This is a genomic window from Streptomyces sp. NRRL WC-3605 (genome assembly GCF_001509795.1).
Classification (GTDB): Bacteria; Actinomycetota; Actinomycetes; order Streptomycetales; family Streptomycetaceae; genus Streptomyces; species Streptomyces viridochromogenes.
Map to the genome: position 1 here is coordinate 104220 of NZ_LLZN01000102.1, position 12368 is coordinate 116587.

9 protein-coding genes and 1 pseudogene are annotated in these 12368 nt (G+C 73.0%); 4 read left to right on the plus strand and 6 right to left on the minus strand.

The window, feature by feature from the left end:
- Positions 1-42: 42 nt before the first annotated feature.
- Together ADL34_RS31775 and ADL34_RS31780 are read left to right on the plus strand one after the other, a co-directional pair.
- The gene (locus ADL34_RS31775) at positions 43-1362 is read left to right on the plus strand and encodes a chloride channel protein (RefSeq protein ID WP_062665047.1); all 1320 of its coding nucleotides are present in this window, start codon (positions 43-45) and stop codon (positions 1360-1362) included.
- Between the two features lie 144 nt (positions 1363-1506).
- Positions 1507-2352, plus strand: a complete 846-nt coding sequence (locus ADL34_RS31780) for an SDR family oxidoreductase (protein ID WP_384606804.1) — start codon at positions 1507-1509, stop codon at positions 2350-2352.
- A gap of 16 nt (positions 2353-2368) precedes the next feature.
- On the opposite strand, the gene ADL34_RS31785 is transcribed toward ADL34_RS31780, so the two are convergent.
- Entirely contained in the window at positions 2369-4207 is a 1839-nt protein-coding gene (locus ADL34_RS31785) for a glycoside hydrolase family 15 protein (protein WP_062664780.1), read from the minus strand.
- Positions 4208-4303: 96 nt separating this feature from the next.
- The gene (locus ADL34_RS31790; protein ID WP_234375150.1) at positions 4304-5020 is read right to left on the minus strand and encodes a GAP family protein; all 717 of its coding nucleotides are present in this window, start codon (positions 5018-5020) and stop codon (positions 4304-4306) included.
- Positions 5021-5154: 134 nt separating this feature from the next.
- Here ADL34_RS31790 and ADL34_RS31795 point away from each other — a divergent pair, with 134 nt between their 5' ends.
- A complete protein-coding gene (locus tag ADL34_RS31795; RefSeq protein ID WP_062664776.1) occupies positions 5155-6069 on the plus strand; it encodes a YhjD/YihY/BrkB family envelope integrity protein in 915 nt (304 codons plus the stop codon).
- A 135-nt stretch (positions 6070-6204) separates the two neighbouring features.
- The gene (locus ADL34_RS31800) at positions 6205-6885 is read left to right on the plus strand and encodes a DUF4328 domain-containing protein (protein ID WP_079033999.1); all 681 of its coding nucleotides are present in this window, start codon (positions 6205-6207) and stop codon (positions 6883-6885) included.
- A 36-nt stretch (positions 6886-6921) separates the two neighbouring features.
- Here the strand turns inward: ADL34_RS31800 and ADL34_RS31805 are convergent, their stop codons facing one another.
- From ADL34_RS31805 to ADL34_RS31825, 4 genes and pseudogenes are all read right to left on the minus strand, one after another.
- Entirely contained in the window at positions 6922-8361 is a 1440-nt protein-coding gene (locus ADL34_RS31805) for an APC family permease (protein ID WP_062664774.1), read from the minus strand.
- A 280-nt stretch (positions 8362-8641) separates the two neighbouring features.
- A complete protein-coding gene (locus ADL34_RS31815; protein ID WP_062664772.1) occupies positions 8642-9643 on the minus strand; it encodes an esterase/lipase family protein in 1002 nt (333 codons plus the stop codon).
- 147 nt (positions 9644-9790) lie between these two features.
- Positions 9791-10842: pseudogene (locus ADL34_RS31820) on the minus strand (Ku protein).
- 273 nt (positions 10843-11115) lie between these two features.
- Positions 11116-12336, minus strand: a complete 1221-nt coding sequence (locus tag ADL34_RS31825) for an ANTAR domain-containing protein (RefSeq protein ID WP_159039008.1) — start codon at positions 12334-12336, stop codon at positions 11116-11118.
- Positions 12337-12368: the final 32 nt, after the last annotated feature.

The following is a 12368-nucleotide window of genomic DNA, read 5'->3' on the forward strand; positions in this document are numbered from 1 at the left end:
GGCGGACGGACCCAGCCGGAGGAGGCCGACCGGCTGCGCGCGATGCTGCGCAACCCGGCGTACCTGAAGGCGCTCGTCTTCTCCGCGCTGATCGGTGTTCCGGTCTCCCTGCTGGCGTTCTGGTTCCTGGCCGGGCTGCACGAACTGGAGCACGCGCTGTGGGCGGACCTGCCCGACGCGCTGGGCTGGGACACGGCGCCGTGGTGGTGGCCGCTGCCGCTGCTGGCGGTCGCCGGCGTCTGCGTCGGCCTGGTGGTCCGTCATCTGCCCGGCGCGGGCGGGCATGTGCCGGCGGCCGGGCTGCACGCTCCCGGGATGACCGCGGCCACTCTTCCGGGGGTCGTCCTGGCCGCGTTCGCCAGCCTGCCGCTGGGTGCCACGCTCGGCCCCGAGGCCCCGCTGATCGCGCTGGGCGGCGGTCTGGCCATGCTGTTCGCGGGGCTGGCCCGGGCGCCGACGACGCCGCAGAGCGCCGCGCTGCTCGGTGCGGCCGGCGCGGCCGCGGCCCTGCCGGCGATCTTCGGCAACCCGCTGATCGGCGCGGTGATCCTGATAGAGGTCGCCGGGGTGGGCGGACCGCAGCTGTTCGCGGTGATGCTGCCGGCGCTCCTGGCCAGCGGCGTCGGCTCCCTCGTCTTCACCGGGTTCGGCCGCTGGACCGGCCTGTCCACCGGCAGCCTGACCCTGCATTTGGGCGTGCCGACACCGCACATCGACGCCGGGGACGTCATCTGGTCGATCCCCCTGGCCGTCGCCGTCGGTTTCGCCGTGCACCTGATCATGAACACCGGGCGGCTCGCCGCGGTCTTCGTCGCCGGGCGCCCGGTGCCCCGTACGGTGGTCTGCGCGCTGGCCGCCGGTGTCTGCGGGGCCGTGTACACCCTCGCCACGGACCGGGACCCGGCGGACGTGGCGTCGTCCGGTCAGTCCACGCTGGCGCAGCTGGCGCAGGACCCGCACGCGTGGGGGGTCGGCGCGCTGATCGCCGTCCTGCTCTGCAAGGGAGCCGCGTACGCCGCGTGTCTGGGCAGTCTGCGCGGCGGCCCGGTGTTCCCGGCCCTGTTCCTGGGAGCGGCGGCCGGTGTGCTCCTGTCACCCCTGCCCGGCCTGGGCGTCGTGCCGGGCATGGCGGCCGGCATGGCGGCGGCGGGCGGCGCCGCGCTGCGCCTCCCGGTCAGCAGCGCGGTACTGGTCGTCCTGCTCATGGGCGGGGCGGAGATGACGCCGGTGGTGCTCCTGGCGGCGGTCGTGGGCTTCGCGACGGTGGAACTCCTGCCCCCGGGCCGCGCGGTCCCACCCGTGGGCAAGCCGGCGGAGGCACCGGCGGCGCAGCAGGCGAGCGGGGGCACCCGGAGCTCGTAGAGCGGCCGTCGCGTGGGCGAAGACGCTGCGCCGGTCGGCGCAACGACGGGCCCTGCCACGCGGAGACGGGGGCGTGGGGGTGGTTGGGTGGCGGGTGATCTCCGGGCGGTGGCCCGGGCAGTCGGCCGCGCAGCGCAGGAGACCGTGATCGTGAGTTCCCCCGAGGCCAGACCCCGTGACGTCATCCCCCCGCAGCTGCTGAAGGGGCAGAAGGCGCTGGTCACCGGGGCGAACTCCGGGATCGGGCGGGCGACGGCCGTGGCGCTGGGGAAGGCCGGCGCCGATGTCGTCGTCAACTACGTGACGGGGGCGGAGGAAGCCGAGGCCGTGGCCGAGGAGATCCGGTCCCACGGGGTGCGGGCGGCCGCCTACCGGGCCGACGTCTCCGACGAGGGCCAGGTCGTCGCCATGACGAACCGGATGATCGAGGAGTTCGGCACGGTCGACATCCTCGTCGCCAACGCCGGTCTCCAGCGGGACGCGTCGCTCACGGACATGACCCTCGCGCAGTGGCGCAAGGTCATCGACGTCAACCTCACCGGGCAGTTCCTGTGCGCGAGGGAGGTCACCAAGGAGTTCCTGCGGCGCGGCGTCGTCCCCGAGGTGTCCCGCGCCGCCGGGAAGATCATCTGCATGAGTTCGGTGCACCAGATCATCCCGTGGGCCGGGCACGTCAACTACGCGGCGTCCAAGGGCGGGGTGCAGATGATGATGGGGACCCTCGCCCAGGAACTCGCGCCGAAGAAGATCCGCGTGAACGCCATCGCCCCGGGTGCCATCAGGACCCCCATCAACCGCGACGCCTGGCAGACCCCCGAGGCGCGCGCGGAGTTGCAGCGGCTCATCCCCTACGAGCGCATCGGCGACCCGGAGGACATCGCGTACGCCGCCGTCGGCCTCGCCTCCGACCTGTTCGACTACGTGGTGGGCGCCACCCTTTTCGTGGACGGCGGGATGACGCTGTTCCCGGGGTTCGCCACCGGCGGCTGACGGGCCGGGAGGGGGGTCACTTCCGGTCGAGTGCGGCGTCCAGGGTGAGGGCCGCGTCGACGAGGGCCAGATGGGTGAACGCCTGCGGGAAGTTGCCCAGTTGCCGTCCGGTCGGCGCGATCTCCTCCGAGTACAGGCCCAGGTGGTTGGCGTAGCCCATCATCTTCTCGAACACCAGACGCGCCCGGTCGGTCCGTCCGGCGCGGGCCAGGGCGTCGACGTACATGAAGGTGCACAGCGAGAACGTGCCCTCCGAGCCGGCCAGGCCGTCCGGGGACGCCTCGGGGTTGTACCGGTAGACCAGGCTGTCGCTGACGAGTTCCTCCTCCATGGCGGTGAGGGTGGACGTCCACAGCGGGTCCTGGGGCGTGATGAAGCCGACCGTCGCCATCCGCAGCAGCGAGGAGTCGAGGACGTCGCTGCCGTAGTGCTGCACGAACGCCCGCCGGGACCGGCTCCAGCCCTTGCTCATCACCTGCTCGTAGCAGGCGTCGCGCGCCCTGCGCCAGCGGTCGGGGTCGGCCGGCCGCCCGTTGGCCTCGGCGAGCCGCAGCGCCCGGTCGAAGGCCACCCAGGACATGACTCGGCCGTAGGTGAAGTCCTGGCGCCCGCCGCGGGTCTCCCACAGGCCCTCCTCCACCTGGTCCCAGTGGTCGACCAGCCAGTCGAGGTTGGTCAGCAGCGCGGTCCAGCCGTGGTGGCCCATCGGGTGCCCGTGCCGGTGCGCGAAGTAGATGCTGTCCAGGGCCTCGCCGTAGATGTCGAGCTGGAGTTGGCCGGCGGCGCCGTTGCCGATGCGCACGGGGGACGAGCCTGCGTAGCCCGCCCAGTGGTCGAGGGTCTGCTCGCCGAGGTCGGAGGAGCCGTCGACCCGGTACATGATGTTCAGGGGGCCGGTGGGGCCACGGGCTCCGGCGCGTTCCCTCACCCGGTCGGACAGCCAGTGGATGAACGCCTGCGCCTCCTCGGTGAAGCCCAGGCCGAGCAGGGCGTACACGGAGAAGGACGCGTCCCGGATCCACGTGAACCGGTAGTCCCAGTTGCGTTCGCCGCCCAGTTGCTCGGGCAGCGCGGCGGTGGGGGCGGCGACGACCGCCCCGGTGGGCGCGAACGTCATCAGTTTCAGGGTGATCGCGGACCGCTCCACCGTCTCCCGCCAGCGGCCGGTGTACCGGGACTGGTGCAGCCACGAGCGCCAGTACCGCACGGTCTCGCGGAACATATCCTCGTACTCGGCCAGCCGTATGGTCCGCGAGGTCCCGTCGCCGCCCCATTCGAGGACGAGGCCCCGCTCCTGCCCGGCCTCCAGCGTCATCGTGAAGTGCAGGGCGTCGCGCCGGTCGGCGAGGACGTCGAGCAGCCGCTCGTCGTGCGGCTCCCGGACGGGGTGCACGGTGAGGTTCGAGCCGTCGTCGGCGATGAACGTCGCCCCGTGCGTGGTGATGTGCAGGCGGTGCGGGCGGCGTCCGTAGTCGAACCGGGGGGCGATCTCCACCTCGAACGTCATCCTGCCCCGCACGCAGCGGACCATCCGCACCAGCTGGTGCCGTTCGGTGACGGTGGTGCCGGTGACGGGCATGAAGTCGTGGATCTCGCCGGCGCCGGCCTCGGTCATGTACCGGGTCACCAGGATCGCGGTGTCCGGGAGGTACAACTGCTTGGTCGCGTACGCGCCGTGCCGGGGACGGACCGTGCAGTGCCCGCCCTTGTCCTTGTCCAGCAGGGCGCCGAACACGCTCGGCGAGTCGAACCGCGGGGCGCAGAACCAGTCGACGCTGCCGTCGGTGCTCACGAGGGCCGCGGTCTGCAGGTCACCGACCAGGCCGTGGTCCTCGATGAGGGGGTAGTCGTCCATCGGGGCGGACCTCCCGGTGTGCCGGTACCGGTCTCCCCCTCCGCATCAGAGTAGGGCGGCGGTCCCGGATCGGCGCGCGGGACCGCGGGCGCCCGGTCAGCCGGCCAGGCCGTAGACGCTCCTCCCCACCAGGTACAGGCCGATGAGGACGCTGCCGGCGACGATCGCCTGCCCGGCGTGGTCCGCCATCCAGGTGCGCATGGCGAGCAGCCGCTGCCGGGCCCGCTCGGGGCGGACCGCGATGTACGTCTCGACGCAGAGCAGGCTGGCGGTGGCGAGCAGGCAGAACGCTACGAGGACGAACCACGTCGAGGTGTCGTCGCCGTCGGCGTCCACGACGGTGACGGCTCCGGCGGCGACCAGGCCCCACGGCTGGAGCAGCACGGCGAGGACGGCCGCCGGCCAGACGGCGCCCCGCTCCAGCCGGGAGCCGAGGAACGACGACGATCCATCGCGCGTGTCGCCGGCGGGTGCCTCGGCTCTGCGGTCGCGCCGTCCGCTCTCCTCGCGGCCGCGGCGGCGCAGCAGGTGCCTGCGCAGGCCGTAGGCGACCAGCGCGACGCCGATGGCGAGTCGGAGGGCGAGGCCGGCCGTGGACGGCGGTGAGCGCGGTTCCGGCGGTCTGCCGCCGGTCAGGGTCAGGACGAGGACCAGGACGGCGGCGAAGCACGCCATCCATCCGGCGATGAACGCGAGCCCGGTGCGTACTCCCCTGGCCGACGCCACCACGAGGACGAACGCCATCAGCGGGAGGGGATCGAGTGTGATGGCGAGGGCGACGAGCATCAGGTCGAGGACCATGGGCGATCCCATCGGGCACGGTACGCGTCGAGGGTACGCGCGCGCGCCTGGCGCCCGCATCTTCGCGTGGCCGCGCACACGGGGCGGCCGACGGGGTGCCGGGCACCGCGTCCTCGCGCACTCTGGACGTGGGAAGGAGCGGCTCGATGGAGACTCGCCGGCGTCGGGCGTCACCGCTGCGCGCCACCTGGTGGCGGGAGCGTGCCCGGGCGGCGACCGAGTGGGCGACGGCCGTCCACGCGCGGCTGGAGCGCCGGTTCCCGGTGATCACCGGGATCGTGGACCGCCTGGTGTCGGTGAACATCTTCGACTCGGCCACCCGGATCGCCGCGCAGTGCTTCCTGACGGCCGTGCCGCTGCTGTTCGTGCTGAGCGCGTACGCGCCGGAGTCGGTGCAGGAGCAGGTGACGACGTCCATCACGACGGTGTTCGGGCTGACCGGGCAGGCCAAGGCGGACGTGGAGCAGACGTTCCACCCGCCGTCGGAGGATCTGCGGCAGGCGACGGGCGTGGTGGGCGGTCTGATGGTGCTGCTGTCGGCCACCGCGGTGAGCCGGGCCGTGCAGCGGCTGTGCCGCAGGGCCTGGGTCATGCCCCGTTCGCGGGCGAAGGTGGCGCCGTGGCGGTGGCTGGCCTGGATCGCGCTGTGGCTGGCCGCGCTGGTCGTGCAGGGGCTGCTGCACAACGGGTTCGGGCTGGGGGCGACGCTGGGCTTTCCGATCGTGCTGCTGATGCAGGCCCTGATGTGGTGGTGGACGCAGCATCTGCTGCTGGGCGGGGCCGTGCCGTGGAAGCCGCTGCTGCCGGGTGCCGTCATCACGGCGGTCGCGGTCAGCGGTCTGTCCGTGTCCGCGCACTTCTACATGCCGCGGGCCCTCAACCGGGCGCTGGCCGACTACGGTTCGGTCGGCTCGGTCTTCGTGATGCTGTCCTGGCTGATCGTGGTGTGCGTCGCCGTGGCGATCGCCCTGAGCGTGGGTGCCGTCCTCTCCCAGGAGCCGTTCCTCCGCAGCCGGTTGGGGCCGCTGCCGGCGGCTCCGGACACCTCCGCGCCCGAGTGACGCGCCCGGGGCGGCGGGCGGCCCGTGCGCAGCCGCCGCGAACCGCGTGGACGGGGCCGCCGTCCTCGCCTATCGTTCCTCCGCACGCGATCTCCGCGGGCCGTTTCCACTCGTCGCCCGTGGGGGGTCGTCGTCATGTCCGTTTCCTCTGATCCGCTTCCGCAGCCGCAGCCGCACACGCGTCTGCCCGGCGCCGTGCGGCCCGCGTCCCAGGTGCTCCTGGCCGTCGTCTGCGTGCTGTTGGCGGGCATGGCCCTGACCGACCTGTTCGCGGTGTTCGCCGGTCTCCGGATCCGCATGCTGACCGAGGGCGACCCGGGCAGGGCGCTCGACGGCGCCTACACGCTGTACGAGCGGGCCGGTGACCTCCAGGGGATGGTGACCCTGCCCGGCATGGTCGTCTTCGTCGTCTGGTTCTTCCTGATGCGCCGGGACCTGGGCGTGCTGACACCCGACGCCTTCCGGAACGGCCGCGGATGGGCCATCGGGGGCTGGCTGATCCCGCTGGTGAACCTCTGGATGCCGTACCGCGTCGCCGTCGACATGTGGGGCGCGGCCGCGCCGCTGCCCCGGCGGCCGTCGTTCTGGCCGGTGAACGTGTGGTGGGGGCTGTTCGTCGGCGGCACGCTGCTCGGCCGGTACGCCGCGTCGCGGTACGCCGACAGCGACAGCCTCACCGAGGTGCGGGAGGCCGTGGCGCAGTACATGGCGGCCGACCTCCTGAACGCCGGTGCCGCGGTGGCCGCCGCCTGCTTCGCGGTCCGGCTGACGGCGATGCAGCGGTTCAAGGCGGTCCGCGGACCGTTCGCGGGCTGAGCCGGGCAGGCGCGTGCCCGCCCGGCCCGCCGGGTGTCAGCGCCGCGCCTGGCGTTCCGTGTCGTCGGTGGCGGAGGAGGTGGCGGAGGGGGTGCGGTCGCGGGTGAACCAGGCCACCGCCCACAGGGCGACGCCGATGAGCAGCAGCACGCCCGCGATGCGGTACTCGTCGCCGGGGCGTCCCGACGACCACGGCAGCACCAGGTAGAGGCAGGCGACCGCCCCCACGACGGGCAGGACGCGGCCGGCCCGGAAGTGCGGTGCCGCCACCGTGTCCTTGCGCAGCACCAGGACGGCCACGTGCACACCGGCGAAGACGGTGAGCAGCAGCAGCGAGGTCGTGCCGCCGAGCAGGGCGACGACCGGGCTGTCGGGGTTCAGCGAGACGAACGTGATGAGGCCGAAGGCGATGACGGTGGTGAACAGGATCGCCGCCTGCGGGGTGCGCCGTACCGCGTGCACCTTGGACAGGAACGGCGGCAGGACGCCCTTGCGGCTCATGCCGTACAGCAGACGGCTGGCCATCATCATGTTGATCAGCGCCGAGTTGGCCACGGCGAACATGGAGATGAACGGCAGCAGGTCGGAGATGGGGAAGTCGGGGGCCGCCGTCTGCACGACGGTGGCGAGCGGCGTCTCGCTGTCGGCGAGGCGGCCGACGGGCACGACCGCGACCGCGCACACGGACACCAGGACGTAGATCAGGCCGGTGATGCCGAGCCCGGTGAACATCATGCGGGGGAAGATCCGGGTCGGTTCCCTGGTCTCCTCCGCCATGTTGACCGAGTCCTCGAAGCCGACCATGGCGAAGAACGCGAGCGACGTGGCGGTGCTGACGGCGAGGAAGACGTTCTTGTCGGAGGCGCTCTCGAAGGCGACGACGCGGGAGAAGTCGGCGTTCCCCCCGGCGATGAACCAGCCGCTGACAAGGACGACGAGCAGCAGACCCGACAGCTCCACGGCCGTCAGGAACACGTTGACCTTCAGGCTTTCGCTTACACCCCGCAGGTTGACGAGCAGCACCAGTGCCATGAAGCCGAGGGCGATCGCCAGGATCAGCCCGTCGCCGCCGTCCAGGCCGAACCCGGTGACGAGGTTGGCCGCGAAGGCTCTGGAGGCCGCCGACGCCGAGGTGATGCCGGAGCACATCACGGCGAAGCACACCAGGAACGTCAGGAAGTGCTTGCGGAACGCCTTGTGCACGTACAGCGCGGCACCCGCGGCCTCCGGGTACTTGGTGACCAGCTCCAGATAGGAGCAGGCGGTGATCAGGGCCACGGTGAACGCGATGACGAACGGCAGCCACGCCGCTCCCCCGACCTCGCCGGCGACCTGTCCGGTAAGGGCGTAGATGCCGGTGCCGAGGATGTCCCCGACGATGAACAGCAGCAGCAGACCGGGACCCATGACCCGCTTGAGCGTAGGTTCGCCGTCGGCGTCGGTGGCGGGTGAATCCTTCTGTCCCGTGGATGACATGGCGTACTCCTCGTCGTGGTGGCGGCCGGGACCCTCACTGATGACGACTACTGCCCTGATCCATGCGCCGCATGTGCGCCACGGGGAAACGCCGAGGCCCGTCCGCGTCATGCGGACGGGCCTCGTCTGGAGCGCCGGGCAGGCCTTGCACCTGCATCTCCCCGCAGGAAGCGGGGCGTCTTTCCTTGGACCACCAACGCAGGGTCGGCGACCGCGAGTTGCGGTGACCGGCTCTGGGAGCAGCTTAGTACATCCGGGTGAGTGCCCGCGCCCCCGGAGATCAGCCGCCCAGCAGGGGCAGGGTGATCCCGCACCGGACGGGCCGGGCGTGCGCCGGGTCGAGGGCGTTGCGCACGAGCTGGGCGGCGTTGGTGTCGTAGGCGAGCGACAGATGGTCCGAGACGTCCTGCGGGCAGACGTCCTGGATCAGGATGTTCCGCACGGTGGCGCCCGGGCCGGCCGTCAGGAAGTTGTTGCGGTAGGGCGTCGCGAACAGGTCGTACCGGGTGGAGACGACCGTGTACGAGACGCCCGGCCGGGTGTCACCGTCGCGGTCGAGGGTGCGGTTCACCTCGGAGCCCGGCATCTGGTCCGACCACGCCTGGCCGACCACCGCGGACACGGTGGGGTCGAGGCCCAGCCGGCCGGTCACCGTGCCGACCCCGGAGAGGTTCCCGCCGTGGTTGGACGGGGCGAGGGCGATCAGGCGGCGCACCTTGCCGCGCTCGGGGTGCGCCGGGTCGGTGCCGCCCTCGAAGCGCAGATACCAGCGCGGGGTCGGGCCGCCGCCCTGCGAGTGCCCGACGAGGTCGACCTTGCGGGCGCCGGTCGCCTTCAGGACGCGGTCGACGTACCGGGCGATCTGCCGGGCCGACTTCGGCACGGGCCCGGTCGCCTTGAACGGGTTGCCGGGCGTGCCGCCGTAGTTGGGGGCGAAGACGCAGTACCCGAGGCTCTTCAGATAGGGGGCCAGCATGCTCCAGTTGTTGTAGGCGTTCGCCGCCGAGCCGTGCAGCAGGACGACCGGGCGGGGGTGCGCGCGCGAGGGGCGGCACGACCAGTCGTCGGCCCCGGCGGGGGCCGCCTCCGGGTGGACGAGCCCGTACGCCACCGCCGTGGCGAGGTCGAGGGCGGGGACGGGGGCGGGAGGCGCGGGGGCGGCGGACGCGGCGGCCGGGCCCGTCAGGCCGAGGGCCAGCGGCAGGGCGACCGACGCGCACAGCGCGGCCCAGCGGCCGCCCGGCCGGTTCGCACGGCTGCGGGAAAGCGTCCGGTCCGCCATCGTCACTCCTCGTCTCCGGGCCGGCCCAGCGCCGACGCGAAGATCATCGGGGACTGCCGGGGCACCGGGTGCCGGGGCCGCTCCCGGCACCTCCGATGGAGCAGGCGCTTTTCATCCGGCCGGCCCAGCCGGCGCTCCGCGCGGGGGTCAGGCCGCGGCCTTCTTGCGCCGGCGGCCGCCTCCCGCGAGGGCGTCGATCAGCTCCTGGCGGCTCATCCGGGACCGTCCGGGGATCTCCCGCTCGGTGGCCCGTTCGTACAGCTCGGCCTTGCTGAGCTCGCGCAGCTCGCTCTTCTTCGGGGCGTCGGAGGTCTTGCGTGCCGAAGTCTTGGGCCTGGCGGCGGACTTGGACGCCGGCTTCCTGCCGCTCCGGGCACCGCCGCGTTCACCGCCGCGCTCCCCGCCCCGCTTCTCGCGGCCGGAGCGGGCGCGGTCGATGCTGCCCTGGAGGACCTCCATGAGGTCGACGACGTTGGTGGCGGTCGGCGCCTCCTCGGCCGGGGCCACCTCCTGGCCCTCCGCCTTGGCCTGCATGAGTTCGCGCACCTTCTCCTCGTAGGTGTCGTGGTAGCGCGACGGGTCCCACGGGCCGCTCAGGGCGTCGACCAGTTGCAGCGCCATGTCGAGTTCCTTTCCGCTGCCCGCCCGCCGCTCGGGGAGCTGCGGCAGCTCGCGGGTGGGGTCACGGACCTCGTCCGCCCAGTGCAGGGTCTGGAGCATCAGCACCTTGTCCTCGGCGCGCAGCGCGGTGAGGTACTGCTTGCCCCGCATCACGAAGGTGGCGACACCGATCCGGTTCGCCTTCTCCAGGGCGGCGCGCAGGAGTTCGTACACCTTGAGGTGCTCCTCGCCGCGCGGCGCGAGGTAGTAGGTGCGGGCGAAGTAGACCGGCTCGATCTCGTCCAGGTCGACGAAGTCGGAGATCTCGATGGTGCGGCTGCGGCCCGGCGCGATCTCGTCCAGCTCGTCCGGCTCGACGATGACGTACTCGCCGTCGGCGACCTCGAAGCCCTTGACGATGTCGTCGCCGGACACCTCCTCGCCGGTGCGCTCTTCACGCGGCGGTTGCGGATGCGGTCGGAGGTGCCGCGCTGGAGCTGGTGGAAGTGCACGGTGTGGTCCGAGGTGGCCGTGTACAGGCCGACCGGCACGCTGACCAGCCCGAACGTGATCACACCTGTCCAGATCGCCCGTGCCATGACCGTCCCGCTCCGTCGTCTCCGTCCGGGTCCCGGCACCCTCGCACCGGCCCGCTCCCGCCCTCCACGCTGGCACCACCGGGGCGGTGGCGCGCGGTGAGCCGGGTGGGCCGGGGGCCGACTGGTGGAAAACGGGCCAGGCGGAGGGGGACCGGGACGACGAGGACCGTCGGACCGTTCGTCCGCTCCGGGGACAGACGATCCGTCGGACCACCCGCCCCGGGAACGCCGGCCGGAGTGGGCAAACGGCTGGCCGGGGCCGTGAGCCCCGCTTCAGCCGCTCTCGGCGCCCCGGCCCGGCCGGCTCTGGTGGAGGTGTTCCAGGGCGTCCAGGACGACGGTGCGGCGGTACCAGGAGCGCCAGGCGGCGACGTCCGCCGCGAGGCGCGCGAGTTCGGCCCGCCGGGTGGGCCCCGGCCAGATGCCCGGCGCGTTCCTGTGCACGGTCAGCGTGCCGGTGCAGTACCTCTCGGCGGTGATCAGGGGCACGCTGTACACGGCCCGGCAGCCCGCCGCCAGCAGGGACCGACCGGCCGGGTGGGCCGAGAGTGCCTCGTCGGCGGCGACGTCGGGCACAGCGACCGGCTCCAGCCGTTCCTGGGCCACGGCGCAGACCACGGGCGGTTCGGTGACGAGAGCGACCTCGTCCCAGTAGGCGGCGTCCAGCCCCCGGTGCCCTTCGAGGAACAGCGCGTGGTCCTGGGCCGGGTCCGTGAAGTGCAGCTCGCCCGCGTCGGCCTCGGACACGGCGATCGCCGTGTCCAGGGCGGCGGCGAGGATCTGCCGCCGGTCCGTGACGTCTCCGCCGTACGAGCGCAGGAACGCGGTGTCGGGGTGCGGGGCGTGGGTGCCGCGGCCCGCGAACCAGCGGGTGTCCGTCTGCGGCGGGGGTGCCGTGACGACGGCGGACGCGAGGACCCGCAGCGGCACGTTGCACCGCTGGGAGCCCTCGCGCAGCAGCGAGAACGCGGCGTCGGGGCCGGGCAGACCGTAGCGGGCGATGAGCATGCCCTGCGCGATGCCGATGAGTCCGCTGGTGCGTGCCTTGGCGCGGAGCCCGAAGATCTCCCGGCGCAGGCTCTCGGCGTCGGCGGGCGGCTTCCCGGCCCGGCGCGGTCGTGCGGGCCCGGCGCCGGGCGCGGGCGTGGGGGGCAGGGACGTCAGGGCCTCGATGAGGGTGCCGTGCAGGCGGAGGCCGGGGAGGTCGTCCTGCTCCAGCTCCTTGCGGAGCTCGGGCGTCGCCACCACCAGGACGGGGGTGGCCGCGAGGTCCAGGGTCTCCCTCCGCAGGGTCCGGCGGGCCGCCTCGTCGACCGTGGGAACCGCCGTCATGTCGAGAACCAGCCGATGCCCCTGGCGGGCGGCGCGGTCCAGCTGCCGCGTCAGCTCCCGGGTCAAGACGACGCCGGCCTCGGCGTCCAGTGCTCCGGCCAGGCACACCACCGTGACTCGGTCGGTGGCCGGCACCATGGTGAGGGGGGAACGACTGGTCATCGTGCCTCGCTCTTCCGCTCCTGTCGGCCGCG

Excerpts from the sequence above, each read along its gene's own strand:
- ADL34_RS31775 (WP_062665047.1), top strand. The coding sequence starts at position 43 with ATGCTGCGCAACCCGGCGTACCTGAAGGCGCTCGTCTTCTCCGCGCTG.
- ADL34_RS31785 (WP_062664780.1), bottom strand. The coding sequence starts at position 4,207 with ATGGACGACTACCCCCTCATCGAGGACCACGGCCTGGTCGGTGACCTG.
- ADL34_RS31790 (WP_234375150.1), bottom strand. The coding sequence starts at position 5,020 with ATGGGATCGCCCATGGTCCTCGACCTGATGCTCGTCGCCCTCGCCATC.
- ADL34_RS31795 (WP_062664776.1), top strand. The coding sequence starts at position 5,155 with ATGGAGACTCGCCGGCGTCGGGCGTCACCGCTGCGCGCCACCTGGTGG.
- ADL34_RS31800 (WP_079033999.1), top strand. The coding sequence starts at position 6,205 with ATGTCCGTTTCCTCTGATCCGCTTCCGCAGCCGCAGCCGCACACGCGT.
- ADL34_RS31805 (WP_062664774.1), bottom strand. The coding sequence starts at position 8,361 with ATGTCATCCACGGGACAGAAGGATTCACCCGCCACCGACGCCGACGGC.
- ADL34_RS31815 (WP_062664772.1), bottom strand. The coding sequence starts at position 9,643 with ATGGCGGACCGGACGCTTTCCCGCAGCCGTGCGAACCGGCCGGGCGGC.
- ADL34_RS31825 (WP_159039008.1), bottom strand. The coding sequence starts at position 12,336 with ATGACCAGTCGTTCCCCCCTCACCATGGTGCCGGCCACCGACCGAGTC.